Annotated in this window: 12 protein-coding genes, 1 other RNA gene and 1 other annotated feature (1 of these 14 only partly in view); all 13 genes read left to right on the top strand. The window is 44.2% G+C overall.

The genetic code is table 11. From position 1 onward, the window contains the following. The first annotated feature begins 73 nt into the window (after nt 1-73). Nucleotides 74-907 carry a cell wall hydrolase gene (locus tag EYS05_RS16905; protein ID WP_138277599.1) on the top strand — a complete coding sequence of 278 codons (834 nt, stop codon included), beginning with the start codon at nt 74-76 and terminating at the stop codon, nt 905-907. Between the two features lie 215 nt (nt 908-1,122). Further along, complete coding sequence (gene thrC, locus EYS05_RS16900; RefSeq protein WP_021652923.1) at nt 1,123-2,613, top strand: threonine synthase; 1,491 nt, start codon at nt 1,123-1,125, stop codon at nt 2,611-2,613. Nucleotides 2,614-2,695: 82 nt separating this feature from the next. Then, a non-coding RNA gene (gene ssrS, locus EYS05_RS16895) (6S RNA) lies at nt 2,696-2,873 on the top strand. 59 nt (nt 2,874-2,932) lie between these two features. Next, the gene (locus tag EYS05_RS16890) at nt 2,933-3,991 is read left to right on the top strand and encodes an aldose epimerase family protein (RefSeq protein ID WP_138277598.1); all 1,059 of its coding nucleotides are present in this window, start codon (nt 2,933-2,935) and stop codon (nt 3,989-3,991) included. Nucleotides 3,992-4,026: 35 nt separating this feature from the next. Then, nucleotides 4,027-4,614 carry a GNAT family N-acetyltransferase gene (locus tag EYS05_RS16885; protein WP_129975315.1) on the top strand — a complete coding sequence of 196 codons (588 nt, stop codon included), beginning with the start codon at nt 4,027-4,029 and terminating at the stop codon, nt 4,612-4,614. 21 nt (nt 4,615-4,635) lie between these two features. Beyond that, entirely contained in the window at nt 4,636-5,529 is an 894-nt protein-coding gene (locus EYS05_RS16880; protein ID WP_118369068.1) for a YihY/virulence factor BrkB family protein, read from the top strand. Between the two features lie 47 nt (nt 5,530-5,576). Beyond that, nucleotides 5,577-5,798 (top strand) — a binding site (T-box leader). 95 nt (nt 5,799-5,893) lie between these two features. After that, entirely contained in the window at nt 5,894-6,913 is a 1,020-nt protein-coding gene (gene pheS, locus EYS05_RS16875) for a phenylalanine--tRNA ligase subunit alpha (protein WP_118515952.1), read from the top strand. Nucleotides 6,914-6,979: 66 nt separating this feature from the next. Continuing rightward, nucleotides 6,980-9,397: a phenylalanine--tRNA ligase subunit beta gene (pheT, locus tag EYS05_RS16870; protein ID WP_138277597.1), complete on the top strand. Its 2,418-nt coding sequence runs from the start codon at nt 6,980-6,982 to the stop codon at nt 9,395-9,397. Continuing rightward, complete coding sequence (locus tag EYS05_RS16865) at nt 9,397-10,005, top strand: histidine phosphatase family protein (RefSeq protein WP_138277596.1); 609 nt, start codon at nt 9,397-9,399, stop codon at nt 10,003-10,005. Before pheT ends, EYS05_RS16865 begins: the two co-directional genes overlap by 1 nt. 296 nt (nt 10,006-10,301) lie before the next feature. Beyond that, entirely contained in the window at nt 10,302-10,514 is a 213-nt protein-coding gene (locus EYS05_RS16860; protein WP_044962386.1) for a ferrous iron transport protein A, read from the top strand. A gap of 145 nt (nt 10,515-10,659) precedes the next feature. Then, nucleotides 10,660-12,321 (top strand): MotA/TolQ/ExbB proton channel family protein, encoded by a 1,662-nt coding sequence (locus EYS05_RS16855; protein ID WP_138277595.1) that lies wholly within the window; start codon nt 10,660-10,662, stop codon nt 12,319-12,321. 14 nt (nt 12,322-12,335) lie between these two features. Then, entirely contained in the window at nt 12,336-13,430 is a 1,095-nt protein-coding gene (locus tag EYS05_RS16850) for an OmpA family protein (RefSeq protein WP_138277594.1), read from the top strand. A gap of 40 nt (nt 13,431-13,470) precedes the next feature. Beyond that, nucleotides 13,471-18,272, top strand: the 5' portion of a protein-coding gene (locus EYS05_RS16845; protein ID WP_138277593.1) for a leucine-rich repeat protein. 193 nt of this gene lie beyond the right edge of the window; the window shows 4,802 of its 4,995 coding nt (coding positions 1-4,802); its start codon is at nt 13,471-13,473; the stop codon falls past the right edge of the window.

The following is an 18,272-nucleotide window of genomic DNA, read 5'->3' as shown; positions in this document are numbered from 1 at the left end:
GATAATGGGGGTTGTGATATCGCATCGGAGGATTATGGGCTGTTACAGAAAATGAAACGCAAGGAATGAGATTATGAAAGTTGAGAAAGATTTACGTGAGGCTGACGGAGTGCAGGATGAACGTAGAAATGGAAAAACCGGAGGAAATTCCGCGCGCAGTTTTGCAGTGCTGACATTATGTGCAGTTTTGGCGATGGTTATTTCTCTGGGGACAAGGACATTTGCAGAAAGTGAAGGGGGCAGGGTTTATGCAGCTTCAGATGGAGGAGAGGAATCTTCCTATGAAGAGGTTGCTGTTCCTACCGGGATCGCAGGTGTGGTTTCAGGAGTTACGGATACACCATTATCCGGAAGCACGGTTACAAGGATCGGAAGCTCCTGTGAGCAGGTGATCGTAGGCCAGAGAGTACAGAGAGTGACCAATACTGCTGCAGATCTTAATGTAAGCTCCTCTATGGAAAACAAAGTAAATGAACTTGATGCAAGATCGATCACACTGGCAGAAAATCCCACACTGATGTCAGATGAGGACTATGATACACTTCTGAGGATCGTGGAGGCAGAAGCAGGAAGTGAAGATATCAAGGGCCGTGTTCTGGTGGCCAATGTCATCATGAACCGTGTAAAAAGCGAAGATTTTCCGAATACGGTGACAGAGGTTGTCTGGGATAACAGTGACGGCGTTCCGCAGTTTTCACCGACCTATGATGGCAGGATCAATGAAGTTGCAGTTTCTGATGAAACAAGGGAAGCGGTCAAGCAGGCGCTGAAGGGTGCCGATTATTCTGAAGGTGCACTGTTCTTTATCCAGAAATCCGCAGCGGAGGAACACAATGTGAAATGGTTTGAAAAGGACCTGAAGAGGCTCTTTAAATACGGGGTCCATGAATTTTATACATATAAATAGGAAGAACTGATGCAGTACAGAAGGAACCAACCGCCGGCAGAAACAGACCGGCGGTTTCTTTTTATCCGAAAGCTGTGAATATCTGTCTGATCACAGGATGGATTGGGCAAGACAGATTCTTTTTTAAAAGTGGTGGCATTTTCCATAATTCCATGCTATAATGTGATAACGTTGAAAAGAAAACGAATATCTTACAATAGAAAGGCGGAACACCAATGCAGGTATTGTACAAGAGCACCAGAGGAAAAGAGCAGGCAGTTACAGCGTCTATGGCCATACTTAAGGGTCTTTCTGAGGACGGCGGACTGTTCGTGCCTGAAAGCATTCCACAGCTGGATGTACCAATGGACAAGCTGGCACAGATGACCTACCAGGAGACAGCATATGAGGTAATGAGCCGTTTCCTTACAGATTTTACTGAGGATGAGCTTAAGAACTGTATCAACAAAGCATACGACAGTAAATTTGATACAGAAAAGATTGCACCTCTTCATGAAGCGGATGGGGCATATTTCCTGGAACTGTTCCATGGCGCGACCATCGCATTTAAGGATATGGCACTTTCCATCCTTCCGCATCTGATGACAACTGCAGCGAAGAAGAATAATGTTAAGAATGAGATCGTAATCCTTACCGCAACATCAGGAGATACCGGTAAAGCTGCCATGGCAGGCTTTGCAGATGTGCCTGGAACGAAGATCATTGTATTTTATCCGAAGCATGGTGTCAGCCCGATCCAGGAGAAACAGATGGTAACTCAGAAGGGTGCCAACACTTATGTGGTAGGTATTACCGGTAACTTTGATGATGCCCAGACTGCAGTTAAGAAGATGTTCAATGATCACGAGCTGGCAGCAGAGCTGGATCAGGCGGGCTTCCAGTTTTCTTCTGCAAACTCTATCAACATCGGTCGTCTTGTTCCTCAGATCGTGTATTATGTATATGCCTACGCATCACTGGTACGTGACGGCAGGATCAAAGACGGACAGGAGATCAATGTGGTAGTTCCTACCGGAAACTTCGGAAATATCCTTGCTGCGTACTATGCGAAACAGATGGGACTTCCGATCCACAAACTGATCTGTGCATCGAATGAGAACCGTGTTCTTTATGATTTCTTCCGCACAGGAACTTATGACAGAAAGAGAGATTTCATCCTTACGACATCTCCTTCCATGGATATTCTGATCTCCAGCAATCTGGAAAGACTGATCTATCGTCTTACCGGAGAAAATGCTGAAAAATGTGCAGAGCTTATGAAATCTTTAAGTGAGGGCGGCGAATATACCATTACTGACGAGATGAAAGCACAGCTTGTTGATTTTTATGGTAATTTCTGCAGTGAAGATGAGACTGCACAGGCCATCAGTGATATCTATAAAAACAGCAATTATGTGATCGATACGCATACTGCAGTTGCAGCCGGCGTATATAAGAAGTATGTAAGTGAGACAGCGGATCATCTTCCGACAGTGATCGCCTCTACTGCAAGTCCGTATAAATTCACAAGAAGTGTTATGGAAGCACTTGGTGAGGAGCATAAAGATCTGGATGATTTTGGCCTTGTAGACGCATTAAGTGCGCTTTCTGGAGTACCTGTTCCACGTGCAGTTGAAGAAATCCGTACTGCCCCGGTTCTTCATGACAGGGTGGTAGATGCAGTGGATATGCCGGCAGCAGTAAAGGATATCCTTAAGATCAAATAATAATTGATAATAAAATCAGTAAGAAAATGTATTTTCTGTTGAAAAAGCACAAATACTGGTTTATAATAAAAACAACGAAAACCGAATCCTGGAATGTTCGATCCCCCTTTTCTTTTTGAACCTACATTGACATTTTGGGAATCCAAAATCGCAGGTTGGATGTCAGACCTCACGTCGTGGTAGGCAGAAGACACTGTTGAGGATACCCACCTAGCATCTGCTAGGCGTCAAAAATAAGGGAACGGCATCCCGGGATTAATCGGTTAAAGACATAGAGCCGGTTAGTGGCTCTTTTTTCATATATGGGAGGAATTAAAACATGAGTGTTTCTGAAAGGAAATTTGGGGCACTTCCTACAGGAGAAGAAGTAAAAATCTATCATCTTGAGAATAAAAAAGGTGCCTATGCGGAAGTGCTTCAGTATGGTGCGATCCTGGTGAAGATATGTGTTCCGGATAAGAACGGAGATCTGAAGGATGTGGTCCTTGGATATGACGATATCCGAGGATATGAGATTAATGGATGCTTTTTCGGTGCGATCATTGGAAGAAGTGGAAACCGTATCGAGAATTCCAGATTTTTTATTGATGATAAAGAAGTGGTTCTTGCAGAGAATGAGAATCATAACAATCTTCACAGCGGTCCGGATGGCTTTGAGAAAAAGCTGTGGGAGGTAAAAGAAATTTCCCAGGAGAAGAACAGCGTGGATTTCTTTCGCATCAGTCCGGATGGAGAGAACGGATTTCCGGGAGAATTTTCCATTGTTGTGAAATATGAATTCACAGAGGAAAACGAACTGAAGATTTTTTACAGAGGACGCTCTGATGCAGCTACCGTTGCCAATATGACCAACCATTCTTATTTTAATCTGAACGGAGAAGGCAGCGGAGATGTGCTTGACCAGGAATTATGTATTCATGCGAAGTATTTTACTCCGGTAAAAGACAGCCAGTCCATTCCTACCGGTGAATATGCACCGGTGGCGGGAACACCGATGGATTTCAATGTTTCCAAACCAATCGGCAGAGACATTGAGGCGGACTTTGAACAGCTGAAGTTTACAGGCGGTTATGACCATAACTATGTAACCGATAATTATGCAAAGGGCAATGTCCGTTCGATCGCTACTGCATACTGTAAGGAATCCGGTATCGGTATGGAGGTTTCCTCCGACTGTCCGTGTGTGCAGTTCTATGCAGGCAATTTTGTTAAGGATGAGAAGGGAAAGAACGGTCATGTTTATCATGAACGTTATGGATTCTGCCTGGAGACACAGGTGGAGCCAAATGCAGTCAATGTAGAGGATTTCCATTCTCCGATCCTACTTCCCGGTGAAGAGTACAGCTCTGAAACGGTTTACCGTTTCTTTGTGAAATAACAGACAAACAGAATTAAAAGAGGTGCGAGAAGGCAATGCAGATACGTGTGGCAGAAGAGAAGGATGCAGCAACACTTTTGGAAATTTATTCCTACTACGTAGAAAAAACTGCGATCACATTTGAATATGAAACACCTTCCATAGAAGAGTTTACGCATCGGATCCATGATATAAAGGCGAAATATCCGTATATTGTGGCAGAAGAGAACGGAGAGATCCTGGGATATGCCTATGGTTCTGCGTTTCATCCGAGGGCTGCTTATGGCTGGTGTGCGGAAATGTCCATTTATGTGAGGCATGACCGGCGGGGCAGCGGTGCAGGAGGCAGACTCTATCGAGCCTTGGAGAGTCTTCTTGCAGAGATGGGAATTCTGAACCTGAACGCCTGCATTGCAGTTGCACCAAAAGAAGATGAATACCTGACCAGTGCCAGTGTGGATTTTCATAAGCATTTCGGCTATAAGCGTGTGGGAGAGTTCCACAGATGCGGCTATAAGTTTAACCGTTGGTATAATATGGTATGGATGGAAAAGATGATAGGCGAACATAAGAGCCTGCAGCCGGAAGTAAAGCTTTTCCCGGAAATCCAGGATAAGATCGGATTTGAACGTTTTTCCTGGTAAAAAAACCTGAGGGAGGTCAGCATGGACGAGGAAAAGAAAAATATAATCCAGCTCATGCTGGGATTTGTGCGCAGGGCAAACGGAGATCATGTCAGTGCATATGCGGCCCAGGCAGCGTATTTTCTGATCATGTCTTTTATCCCGTTTATACTGTTTCTTACAACGCTGATCCGTTATACACCGTTAAGCTATAACGTTGTCAGGGATGCCATCATCGGGTTTGTGCCCGGAAATCTGCAGACCTTTGTGCTGAGCATTGTGGTAGAAGTATACAAAAGAAGTACAGCCATCGTGCCGTTGTCTGCGCTGATGGCGCTCTGGGCGTCCGGAAAGGGAATGCAGGCGATCACCAATGGTTTAAATACCATTTATCATGTAAAGGAAACCCGAAACTGGCTGATGACCAGAATCTATTCGGTTTTTTATATGCTGTTGTTTGTGCTGGCGATCATTGTCACTCTTCTGGTTCTGGTTCTTGGTAACCGGATCCAGGTAGCTGCACAGAGAACCATTCCGATTCTTGGTAGGCTGCTGGCCAAGGTTATGGGGGCCAGGACATTGCTTGTATTTGCCGTGCTGTTTGCAGTGTTTCTGGTTCTTTATAAAGTACTTCCAAACCGAAAGGCAACCTTTAAAAGCCAGCTTCCGGGTGCATTTATGATCGCAGTGGCGTGGATGATATTTTCCTACGGATTTTCCCTGTATTTTGCATTTTTTCCGGATTTCGGAAATATGTACGGAAGTCTGACTGCGCTGATCATGGTAATGCTGTGGCTGTATGTGTGTATGAACCTGCTTCTTTACGGGGCGGAGATTAATGCCTACTTCGAAAATGAATTCCGAAAGGCCCAGAGATCTGTAAAAACACTTCTTTCCAAGAAAGAAAATGAAAAAAACAGTACCAAAGAATCCTGACTTTGCGCTTGACAGAAGACAGACCTTGTGGCATAGTATTAAAAGACAGAAAAGCTGTGAAGGTGTTTATAGAGGATCGTTTTCTCACAGAGAAGGGAAGTCACCGGCTGTAAGCTTCCCCGAGTTCAGATGGTTCTTGAATTTCCCACCGGAGCTTCCTCTCTGAAGTAACAGTAGGAGATGACGTAAGCTGCGCGTTAAGCAGACAAGAGGTGCCCGTGATCTTTTCATGGGAAACTGGGTGGTACCGCGGATATTCCGTCCCTTTTATAAGGGGCGGTTTTTTTATTGCCCATATCTGGATCTTCGGGGTGGGCGGCGGATCATTTGATCATTTTAATTAAAGGAGAAATAGACCATGGATATGAAAGAAAGACTTCAGGAACTGGCTGAAAATGCCAGAAAACGGATCGAGGAATCCGAGGGCCTGGATAAGCTGAATGATGTGCGTGTTGCATATCTTGGAAAAAAAGGTGAGCTTACTGCAATCTTAAAAGGTATGAAGGATGTTGCTCCGGAAGAGCGTCCGAAGGTTGGACAGCTTGTCAATGAGACAAGAGCCAAGATCGAAGAACTTCTGGAAGCCTCCAAAAAGGATTTCGAGGAGAAGGTCCGTGAGGAAAAAATGAAGGCAGAAGTGATTGATGTAACACTTCCTGCAAAGAAAGCGAAGATCGGTCATCGCCATCCGAATACTATCGCTCTGGAAGAAGTTGAGCGTATTTTCATCGGAATGGGCTATGAGGTTGTGGAAGGTCCGGAGATTGAGTATGCGGACTACAACTTTACAAAGCTGAATATTCCGGAGGATCATCCGGCAAGAGATGAGCAGGATACATTCTTTATCAATGATTCCATTCTGCTCCGTTCCCAGACATCACCGGTGCAGGCACGTGAGATGGAAAAAGGCAAGCTTCCGATCCGTATGATCGCACCTGGCCGTGTATTCCGTTCTGATGAGGTAGATGCAACACATTCACCTTCCTTCCATCAGATCGAGGGTCTTGTTATTGATAAGAATGTTACGTTTGCAGATCTTAAGGGAACCCTTCAGGAGTTCGCAAAAGAGCTGTTCGGACCGGAGACAAAGACCAAATTCCGTCCGCATCATTTCCCGTTCACAGAGCCGAGCGCTGAGGTTGATGTTTCCTGCTTCAAATGCGGCGGAAAGGGCTGCCGTTTCTGTAAAGGTTCCGGCTGGATCGAAATCCTTGGCTGTGGTATGGTTCATCCGAATGTTCTCCGTATGTGCGGGATCGATCCGGATGAGTATACAGGATTTGCCTTTGGTGTGGGTCTGGAGCGTATCGCACTTCTGAAATATGAGATCGATGATATGCGTCTTCTCTATGAGAACGACAGCAGATTCCTGAAACAGTTCTAAAACAGTGAATACGGATCATGAGTATCCGTCTGACAGTAAATATAGAAAAAAGAAGGGACAACCAAAATGAATACTTCATTATCTTGGATTAAAACATATGTGCCGGATCTGGATGTAACGGCACAGGAATATACAGATGCCATGACCTTAACAGGCACAAAGGTAGAGGGCTTTACAGAGCTGGATGCAGATCTTGATAAGATCGTGATCGGCCAGATCGATAAGATCGAGAAACATCCGGATGCAGATAAGCTGATCATCTGCCAGGTAAATATCGGAACTGAGAGTGTGCAGATCGTAACAGGCGCTCCAAATGTAAAAGAAGGAGATAAGGTTCCGGTTGTTCTTGATGGCGGACGTGTTGCAGGCGGCCACGATGGAAAAATGACTCCCGGAGGTATCAAGATCAAAAAAGGCAAACTCCGTGGCGTGGAGTCCTTTGGTATGATGTGCTCTATCGAGGAACTTGGAAGTACCAGAGAAATGTATCCGGAAGCACCGGAATACGGAATCTATATTTTTCCTGAGGATGCAGTTGTGGGGGAGAGCGCTGTTAAGGCACTTGGCCTTGACGATGTGGTATTTGAGTATGAGATCACTTCCAACCGTGTAGACTGCTATGGCGTTCTTGGAATCGCAAGAGAGGCAGCAGCAACCTTCCAGAAGAAATTCTGCCCGCCGATTGTAGAGGTTAAGGAAAATGATGAGAAAGCTTCCGATTATATAAAGGTTACTGTAGAGGATCCGGAGCTTTGCCCGCGTTACTGTGCAAGGGTTGTAAAAAATGTCAAGATCGGTCCGTCTCCGAAGTGGATGCAGAGATGTCTGGCTTCCAATGGAATCCGTCCGATCAACAACCTGGTTGACATCACAAACTATGTAATGGAAGAATTTGGACAGCCAATGCATGCATATGATCTGGATACCATCGCAAATCAGGAGATCATTGTACGCCGTGCAGGAAAAGATGAGAAATTCGTTACACTGGATGGCCAGGAGCGTATCATGGATGAGAACGTTCTGATGATCTGTGACGGTGAGAAGGCTGTCGGCATCGCAGGTATCATGGGTGGAGAGAATTCCATGATCACAGACGATGTAAAAACTGTTCTTTTTGAGGCAGCGTGCTTCGATGGAACCAGCATCCGTCTTTCTTCCAAGAGGATCGGACTTCGTACAGATGCATCCGGTAAATTTGAGAAGGGTCTTGACCCGAACAATGCACAGGCTGCAATTGACCGTGCATGCCAGCTGATGGAAGAACTTGGTGCAGGCGAGGTTGTAGGCGGAATGGTTGATGTCTGCAGCGAGACAAGAGAACCATCCAGAGTAAAATTTGAGCCTGAGAAGATCAACAAGCTTCTTGGAACCAGCCTTACAAAAGAAGAGATGATCGATTATCTTGGACGTGTAGAACTGGCTTATGATGAAAAAACAGACGAGATCGTTGCACCGACATTCCGTCAGGATATCCACTGCAATGCAGATGTTGCAGAGGAGGTTGCAAGATTCTATGGCTATGATAAGATTCCGATGACACTTCCTACAGGAGAGGCTACTACAGGTAAGCTGCCATTTAAGCTTCGTATCCAGGAGGTTGCAAGAGATATTGCAGAATACTGCGGATTTTCAGAGGGAATGTCCTATTCTTTCGAAAGCCCGAAGGTATTTGACAAGCTTTGTATTCCTGAGGACAGTGAGCTTCGTAAGGTTATCACCATCAGCAATCCTCTCGGAGAGGACTACAGTATCATGCGTACAAGCACACTGAACGGTATGCTGGCATCCCTTTCTACAAACTATAACAGACGTAATAAAGATGTTCGTCTTTACGAGCTTGGAAATATCTATCTTCCAAAGTCTCTTCCGGTCACAGAGCTTCCGGATGAGCGTACCATGTTTACACTTGGAATGTACGGAAAAGGCGATTTCTTTGATATGAAGGGTGTATGTGAGGAGTTCTTCGAGAAGATCGGAATGAAGAAAAAGGTTACCTACGATCCAAACAGCGGAAAACCATTCCTTCATCCAGGAAGACAGGCTAACATGATCTACGAGGGTAAGGTGGTTGGATACTTAGGGGAGGTTCATCCGGCTGTTGCAGATAATTACTCTATCGGAGAAAAAGCATATATCGCAGTGATCGACATTCTGGATGTTCTGGAATTTGCTGGTTTCAACCACAAATATACAGGAATTGCCAAATATCCGGCTGTAACTCGTGACCTGAGCCTCGTAGTTCCTCATGCAGTTCTTGCAGGACAGATTGAGGAGATTTTTGACCAGAGAGGCGGAAATATTCTTGAGAGCTATCAGCTGTTCGATATCTACGAGGGTGCACAGATTGAGAAAGGTTTCAAATCCATGGCTTATTCTCTGGTATTCCGTGCTCATGACAAGACTCTTGGTGAAAACGAGATCTCCGCAGCAATGAAAAAGATCATGAATGGTCTTAACGGACTTGGAATCGAGCTGAGAAGCTGATGCTGATCTACATTGTAAGACATGGCCTGACCGAGTGGAATAAATTAAAAAAACTTCAGGGTGCAGCGGATGTACCTCTTGCGAAGGAAGGGGTTCTTCTTGCGGAAAAAACAGGAGAAGCTCTCCGTAATGTGATGTTTGATATCTGTTTTACAAGTCCGCTCTCAAGGGCAAAACAGACAGCAGAATATGTTCTGGGGAAACGAGATGTTCCGATCATACCGGATAAGCGGATTCAGGAGATCGATTTTGGCGTGCTGGAGGGTGATCAGGTAAGAGATGCAGATGGCAATTATATCGATCCGCAGATTGAGACTTTTTTCCGTGATCCGGTAAATTTTAAACGACCGGAAAAGGGCGAGGATATTTTTGATGTGATCGCCAGGACAAAGGATTTCTGGGATGAAAAAACATCAGATCCGACTCTTGCGGATAAAACAATTCTTGTTGCCTCTCATGGATGTGCAGTCCGTGCTCTTCTTCAAAATGTAGATCCTGATCCGAAGAATTTCTGGAGAGGCTCCGTGCCGCCTAACTGCTGTATTAATCTTGTGGAAGTAAAGAATGGAATGACAACACTTCTGGAAGAAGATAAAGTTTATGCATAAAAAATAATGAGAAACGCAGAATAACCGTAATGGCTGTTCCGCGTTTCTTTTTTTGTCTGTTTTTATTGGTGGAATTTTACAGGTTATGATTGACTAATCGAGATAAAATGAGATAAAATATACAAAAGAAATAAATAGTTCAGAAAAATAAAAGTTAAACTTTACTAATTATATAAAAATACAGAATTGTGTTGAAATTATATGAAATCATTTAACTGAGTGTGGATTGCGAATATCCGCCTACGGATAGAGGATGATTACTGATAGTGATGTGATATGTGGAATGGGGTGAGTGTATGCAGTCATTAAATGAGACAAAAGCAGGGGAAAGCTACACGATCAAGTGGATGACCGGAATGCCGGAGACTATGGAACAGATCAGGCAATATGATGTCAGTGAAGGAAAGACCGTACAGATCATAAGTAGGATACTTGGCGGAGTGATCGTAGGTGTTTGCGGACGCAGGATCCTGATCAGCGATGATGCAGCCTGCCGTATAAAAGTCTAAATAAAAGTATAAAATAGAAAAAAGACGAAAGGACAATTCTTTTGGCGAAGGAATTGTCCTTTCTGGTTGTTTTAGGGAAGAGGTTATGGTAGTATGGGGACAAAAGAGTAACTTTTTTCAAAAATAAAGACAGGGGAGGCATATTATGGGAAAAAAGTTTATGAATACAGTGCTGTTTCTGGCAGTAACAGTGGCCGCAGCAACCCTGACTGCTTATGTTGGAAAAGGCTCCGGGAATGTGTTGCTTTATAATTTTACATTTCTGGGACTTATGCTGATCATATACGCAGTGGGGCTTTTTGCAGGTTTATATCGGATGGATAACCTGTCAAGAGCACTGAAGCATGGCTCTGGTGAGATCACAGAAGTGTTTCAGCTTCCGGGAAGAGCCAGAAAAGAAGAGATTGGGCAGCTGCGAGGGATTTTCGGTGACCGCTATCTCGACAAAAAGATGGATGATTTTGTTGACAGCATCAGCAGAACAGAAGAAGGAATCGCTGAAGTAGAGGATTTTGTGAATATTGAGGATGTAGATGTACATATCCACAAGAGACTCCTTGAGATGGCTCCGGACATTTTTACAAGCCTTGGTATCCTTGGAACATTTATCGGTCTTGTGTGGGGACTTAAGAATTTCCAGCCCACGGATTATGAAGTGATGACAAGCTCGGTATCCGCTCTTGTAGATGGCATCAAAGTTGCGTTTCTGACCTCCATTTATGGAGTTGCACTTTCTGTTGTGTACACATTTGGGATGAAAAGCGGATATTCTGCGATGTCCCAGGCAATGCAGGATTTTCTGGATCGTTTTCACGCACTGGTGCTCCCTACTGCGGAGAATGAGTCCTGGAATCTCCTTGTTTCCAGCCAGAAGACGCAGACAGAAGCCATGAAACAGATGGCGGAACAGTTTTCTGTGCAGATGGCAGACAGCTTTGAGAAAGTGATCACACCTACTTTTCAGAAGATGAATGATTCTCTGGACGTTCTTACTGCATCTGTGACAAAAGGGCAGCAGGATGCGATCCGGGAGATTCTGGATACGTTTTTAAGCGAGATGCACGGTTCCTTTCAGATGCAGTTTGAAGATTTTAATGATGCCTTGGCAGAACTTAAGAAGGTGCAGAAGGAGAATACAGAATATACATCAGAATTGTACAAGACCATGAGTAGTCAGCTGAGTGAAACCTTTACGAAGCAGGAACGTGCCATGAAGGATGCTATTAAGGAAATCGATGAGATGCAGAGTAGTTATATGAAGACTGCAGACCGTATTATCCGGGATAATCAGACGATCCAGCAGCTGCAGAAACGGGATTACGAAAAGCTTGCCCGGCATATGCATGAAAATGAAAAAGAATCCGCAGATCTCTGGAAAAACTGCAATGCATCTATGCGCCAGTATGTGGACTGTGCTGCAGAAGGGATGAAAGCAGTTGCGGATTCCAATAGGATCAGTGAGGAGCTTCTTCGTGAAGATAAGAAGATGATCGAAGATTTTGAAGCCAGAGTGAAAGAATTTACTGAGAGCCAGAAGATGGTCAACAGTGTTCTGGATGAGGTGCGCAGGCTTCTTTCTGAGATCAAGACGGCAAAAAATAACCGTGATATCCATCTGATCGCCGGACAGCCCTGGGGCTATGGAAGCAATGCCGGTATCCAGGAACTTAAGGATAAGCTGACAGGTCTGGAGGATCTTCTGGAAGGACAGGGTGCAAGACAGGAAGCATTGCTGGATGAGATCGAGCGCAGTATCCGTGAGGCAACGAAGGCAGCACAGAAAAGCCGTTTTGGTTTATTTAAGTAAGAGAGGAATTGTCAATGCGCAAAAAAAGAAAGCCGGAGGAGCATGGATTTAATGTCTGGCGTTCTTATTCGGATATGATGGCAGGAGTTTTGCTGCTTTTTGTTCTGATCATGTGTGTGACACTTTTTCAGGCACAGAAGAGCTATCAGGACAGTCTGAAGGAACGGGATGAAAAAATTGCTCTTCAGGAAAAATATACAGAAGAGCTTCTGGAAAAACAGAATGCGCTGGATAAGCAGGCAGGGACATTAAAGAGCCAGGATGAGCAGATCAAGTCCAAGGACAAGCAGATCAAATCTCAGGATGAAGAACTGTCTTCTCTGGCGGAGAAGCTTGCCAAACAGCAGGAAACGCTTGAGGCGCAGCAGAAGAAACTGAAAGAACAGCAGAAAAAGCTGGCCTCTCAGAAAAAGAAGCTTTCCAGCCAGCAGAATACATTGAAAGAGCAGCAGTCTGCGCTGGATGAAAAAACAGAGCTTCTGGAAGAGCAGCAGGAGAAGATCGATAAGATCATCGGCGTGAAAGCTGAGGTTGTGGAAGCTTTGCAGAAGGAATTTGAGAAAAAGAACCTCAATGTGGATATTGACCCACAGACAGGTGCGCTGACATTGAATGCCAATGTTATGTTTGATTATGATCAGGCAGAGCTTACCGATTCCGGTAAGATGACATTGTCTATGGTGCTGCCGACATATTGTAAGGTATTGCTGGATGATTCCTATAAGAAATATCTTGGCGAGATCATTATTGATGGTTATACGGATACAGATGGAGATTACAGTTATAACCTGGAGCTGTCACAGAAGAGGTCTCTGGCGGTAGCGCAGTATCTTTTGGATATTAAGAGTGATTTTCTGAAGGATTCACAGGTTCAGGAACTGAAGGATTGTCTGACAGTGAATGGGCATTCCATGTCAGATCCGGTTCTGGATGCAGATGGAAATGTAGATAAAGACGCGTCCAGACGTGTAGAGGTAAAATTCCGTCTGAAGGATGAAGAGATGATCCAGGAACTGAATAAGATCATGCAGGGAGATTCTGCAGAGTCCGACGGTAATGCTCAGAAAAAAGAAAAGAATCAGGAAGAAAATCAGGATAATAAGCAGTAATAAAATATGGCTGCTTATTATTTTTTAAGGAGGATTGGGTATGAAAAGAAAACTGGCATTGATGCTGACAATGACGCTTCTGGCTGGCAGCCTGGATTCGGGAATGCTGGTCAGTGCAGCTGATTTTTCAGCAGAAGAGAGTGTGGAACAGGCAGTGGAAGAGGAACTGCAGCCAACTGAGGAAAACGGTGCTGAGGAATTGACGGATGCAGAGGAGGAGTTGCCATCCGATGAGACAAATGTTTCTGAGGCAGAACTGGTTGATGATCCCGGAGAAGACGGATCAGAAATGACAGAGTCCGGTGTGGATGAGGCGGACATTTCTAAGGAACCAGAAACAGAACCGGAATTGGAAGAGGAAGCGGAGCCAGAAGAGGACACGGAAAGGCTGGCAGAAGATTTTGAATCTGGGGATGCTGAGGAAGTGGAAGAAGCTCAGCTTGAGGATGGCAGTGAAGATGCATTTTCTGCAGGTGCGGATAATGCAGAATTTGAATGGAACGGACTGCGCTGTGCTTCCAATGAAAAAGGTGAGGTTACGATCAAAGCGGTCATTAACGATGACCATTATGATAAGAATAACAATAAGATAAAAAGTGACAGATGCGCTTATGTGAATGGAAACATTCCATCTTCGATCAATGGCAAGCCGGTTGTCCGGATCGATACCGGAGCATTTTCAGACTGTATTAATATGACAAGTCTGAATATTCCGGATTCTGTAAAAGAGATCGGACGAGGAGCTTTTTCCGGTTGTACATCCCTTTCTTCCATACACATTCCGGATAATGGGGTGGTGGTAGAAGCAGGAGCATTCGAGCGATGTACAAGTCTTACCCGTATCCATATCCCTGCATCGATGGTCACACATGGTTATGTGGGTGAGAGTCCGGCGTATCCGGGAATTTTTGCGGGAGATGCAGGCCTGACGACGGTCACCTTTGGACAGGGGATCACAAAAATTGCCAAGGGCTTGTTTTTGCAATGTTCCGGTGTGAGAAAGATCGTTGTTCCGGATACTGTAAAAAATATCGAGGCATATGCGTTTCAGAGTTGTTCTGCACTTACGGAAGTGATTCTTCCGGAAGGCCTGGAAAATATTTACAATGGAGCGTTTTCCTACAGTAAGAGTTTGACTTCCGTGAAGCTTCCATCTACGCTGAAATTTTTGGATGTAGGAGCTTTCGGAGACTGTACAGGGCTTACGACGATCAACATCCCACCAAAAATGAAGACCCATGATACCACAGCGGCGAACCGGTATTGGCCAGGTCCTTTTTATGGCTGTGCAAATCTGAAAAATGTGACTTTGGATAACGGAATGGAGGAAGTTCCAAGAGGGATTTTTTATGCACCCTCCGGTGATATAGGGCTGGAGGAAATTGTGATTCCGGATAGTGTGAAATGGATCGGGTACAGTGCGTTTTATGGCTGTAAAAATCTCAAAAAGGTGACTCTTTCCAAAAAGCTGGAGGGTATTGATTCAGAAGCTTTTCAGAACTGCAAAAATATGAAATTATCAGAACGCGACCTTCCGAAAACACTGAAAACGATCCGTGATAATGTTTTTGCTAACTGTATAAGCCTGGAAAATGTTGTACTTCCAGATTCCCTGGAGTATCTTGGGATAAGTGTGTTCTATAACTGCCAGAGCCTGACAGAAGTGAATATTCCGGCTGGTGTGGAGACAAATGGAGCTACAGGAAATTACTATGATATGGGCGGCCCTTTTGCAGATTGCGTGAATCTGAAAAAGGTAACCTTTGGAAAAGGAATCAAGAAAATTGCACAGGGACTGTTTTACCGATGTACGGGAATCGAATCCATAGAGATTCCTTCAACGGTTACAGATGTTGATTATATTGCATTCGGAAGATGCATAAATCTGCAGAAAGTTGTGATCAACAGTGGACTTAAAGTTTTGTGGAAACAGGCGTTTTACAAGTGTGAGAAGCTGGAAAACCTTGCATTACCTTCCTCTATGGAGAAAATCAATGAGTATGTTTTTGAGGATTGTAAATCACTGAAATGGGTTATGATTCCGCCAAGTGTAAAAACAATGGCGTGGTATAATGATATTACATATTTGAATGAAGATACGATTTTTGTTAATGTTTCATCCGACTTTGCAATAAAAGGTTCTGCAGGTTCTTTTGCGGAAGCTTACGCGAAAAAATTCTCCATACCCTTCGTTTCAGTGGGAATCATAGAGAAAACAACCTTTAAGATCACATTTGATAAAAATGCGAAGGATGCGAAGCTTGCGTCAAAAGATAAAACAAAGACTGTAAAAAATGGAAGTGCCTATGGTAAACTTCCGACTCCGACCAGGAAGAATTACTATTTTCTTGGCTGGTATACGACTCCTAAGGATGGGGGTAAGAAGGTTACCGCAAAAACAAAATTTAATATGAAACGGAATCAGAAGCTGTATGCCCACTGGGCAAAAGCAGATCTGAGGAAGGCAAAGATTACAGTGAAAAACTGTACCTGGAATGGAAAGCCACAGAAACCAAAGGTTACTGTGAAGTTTTACGGACAGACTTTAAAAGAAAAAACACACTATACGGTTTCTTATCCTTCCGGGAAAAATATTGAGCCGGGTAAAGTTACTGTCACGATTAAAGGTAAAGGGGTTTTTGCGAAATCTAAGAGCAAAAACGTCTGCTTTACCATTGCGAAGGTAAAGCAGACGATCAAGGCAGTGAATGAGATCTATGCAGCAACAGAGAATGGAAAAACAAAGAATTTAAGTGTTTCAGCGAAAGAGAATGCCAGGATCAGCCTGTCCAGTAATTTTTCCGGTATTGCTGTGGTGAAGGGGAAAAAGCAGGTTACACTGAAAAAACCGGGAGCTGCCACGATCACGGTCCATGCGGCTGAGACAAAGCATTATAAAGCTGCATCCGGAAAAATGAAGGTTATTTTCCAGGGGCGGCAGAATATCAGACTGGTTTCCAAAGCCTTGAAGAGCAGTGGCCTGAACCGCTATACGATATCCAGTGATAATTTTAATCAGCCGATCAGGATTTCTGTCCTTGGAGGAGCAAAATATTCCTGCGCAGTATCAAATTCCGGAAAAACAGCGGCGTGGTATGAAAGCGGCAAAGGTCTGATGGTGAGAGGCCAGGGCAAAGTTGTTGTGACGGTTACTACGAAGACAAGTGCAGATCAGGTATACCTGGCTTCCAAGAGAGTATTTACGATCAATCTGACGGGAAAAGTCCAGAATAGTGATTGGGTATTTAAACAGGATAGTGATGGAAAAGTGATCCTGATGAAATATACCGGAAAGGCTGCGAATGTTACAGTTCCTACGACGATCACGATCGGAATGAAAATGGTTCGGGTAAAAGGACTTGGGAACAGTGTTTTTGAAGGACAGAAGATCCAGAAGGTTGTGATCGCAGAAGAGGGTGTTCTTACTATTGGTAAAAAGGCGTTTAAGAACTGTACTGCACTGAAATCGGTTTCTCTTAACCGTAAGACAGTATCTATTGGTGCGGAGGCTTTTTCCGGCTGTAAATCGTTGACTTCTATTGATCTGCCGGATGGTCTGAAAGAGATTTCCGCAAGTCTGATGAAGGGGTGTAGCTTGCTTTCAGGTTCTGTCTATATTTCGAAAAATGCCAAGAAGATTGGTAGCAGTGCATTTGATGGCTGTGCTAAGATCCGTACGGTAATGGTGTATTCCAATGTGACCAGTGTTGAGGCAAATGCATTCAGAGGCTGCAATAATATTAATAAGGTTTATTATGCGGGGCCGAAATATAAATGGGCTCAGATTAAAATCGCAGGTGGCAATGAGAAGCTGACTGCGAATGTGGTCTTTAATGCAGGTGGTGATGTTGATTCCAGCGTGGATACGAAGCTTTCTACGGATGATCTTTTCAGAAAGTATCCGGAGTTTCTGATCAATGCCGGTTTTGACAAGGTTACAGGTGATCTTCAGGGTGAGATGTTTGATGCGTTAAGTGCGGATACCAGTGCTGCTTCGGGCTTTGGCACTTCAACATATTGGGCTACGGTTAAATCCAATATGCTGAACGGATTTGCGGATTCGATGTGTAATTTGTTTAATAAGGTGTATGGGACGGATTTTTCAGATGATAAACTGAAACAGAGTCTGGCTATGGAGCTTATTGTGGAAACTGCGGAGAGTTCTATGCTGACGTATGGTAACGATACTTTGGCAGAGGCTTATGATATCATTCATAATACAAAGGATCTTTCGGATCACTTCTTTGAAAATGGTGACACGAAATATCAGCTGGCTATGAAGCTGGAGGGTGTGACGCAGTATAGCAGAACTGAGCTTAATGATATGCTTGATTGGTTTTACAAGAAAAACGATAAAGGGGTTTCCAGGTGGGATACCATTGATAAAACTTTTAACAGTGCAGATGCTATTATGAGTGCAGGGGATTATCTGATGAATTTTCTGACGTTGGTTACGGTTGGGCGTGATTGTCTTGACAGACTGAGTTATCGGCTGCAGGCGGATTCTTCTTTGAAGAGGGGAATTGATCTTTTGAAACAGTATTATGACCAGCCGCTTAAGACATTGATGGTGGATTATGCGTCAGACAGGTGTATGAAGAAAGCGAAGAAGATGTTGACGAAGGTTCTGGATACAGTATGGACTCATAAGGGGTATACTGGCAGCTGTTATGTTGAGCTTGCGGAGATGATCTTTAAAGTTACCGGTACAATGATCCCTGGACCGACGATCGAGGGTTATAAGCAGGCATGGGTTTCGGTGTCAAATACGATGACTTTGAGAAATTCTGCTATGCAGCTTCGGAATGAGATCATTCAGGCGAAGAATAATGGTGGAGCTTC

Source organism: Blautia sp. SC05B48, assembly GCF_005848555.1.
In the GTDB taxonomy this organism is placed as follows: domain Bacteria; phylum Bacillota; class Clostridia; order Lachnospirales; family Lachnospiraceae; genus Blautia_A.
The sequence above is the reverse complement of the archived record's forward strand: the minus strand, read 5'-3'. Positions and strand labels throughout refer to the sequence as shown.

Excerpts from the sequence above, each read along its gene's own strand:
- EYS05_RS16860 (WP_044962386.1), top strand. The coding sequence starts at position 10,302 with ATGCAGTCATTAAATGAGACAAAAGCAGGGGAAAGCTACACGATCAAG.
- EYS05_RS16865 (WP_138277596.1), top strand. The coding sequence starts at position 9,397 with ATGCTGATCTACATTGTAAGACATGGCCTGACCGAGTGGAATAAATTA.
- EYS05_RS16905 (WP_138277599.1), top strand. The coding sequence starts at position 74 with ATGAAAGTTGAGAAAGATTTACGTGAGGCTGACGGAGTGCAGGATGAA.
- pheT (WP_138277597.1), top strand. The coding sequence starts at position 6,980 with ATGAATACTTCATTATCTTGGATTAAAACATATGTGCCGGATCTGGAT.
- EYS05_RS16890 (WP_138277598.1), top strand. The coding sequence starts at position 2,933 with ATGAGTGTTTCTGAAAGGAAATTTGGGGCACTTCCTACAGGAGAAGAA.
- pheS (WP_118515952.1), top strand. The coding sequence starts at position 5,894 with ATGAAAGAAAGACTTCAGGAACTGGCTGAAAATGCCAGAAAACGGATC.
- EYS05_RS16885 (WP_129975315.1), top strand. The coding sequence starts at position 4,027 with ATGCAGATACGTGTGGCAGAAGAGAAGGATGCAGCAACACTTTTGGAA.
- thrC (WP_021652923.1), top strand. The coding sequence starts at position 1,123 with ATGCAGGTATTGTACAAGAGCACCAGAGGAAAAGAGCAGGCAGTTACA.
- EYS05_RS16850 (WP_138277594.1), top strand. The coding sequence starts at position 12,336 with ATGCGCAAAAAAAGAAAGCCGGAGGAGCATGGATTTAATGTCTGGCGT.
- EYS05_RS16880 (WP_118369068.1), top strand. The coding sequence starts at position 4,636 with ATGGACGAGGAAAAGAAAAATATAATCCAGCTCATGCTGGGATTTGTG.
- EYS05_RS16855 (WP_138277595.1), top strand. The coding sequence starts at position 10,660 with ATGGGAAAAAAGTTTATGAATACAGTGCTGTTTCTGGCAGTAACAGTG.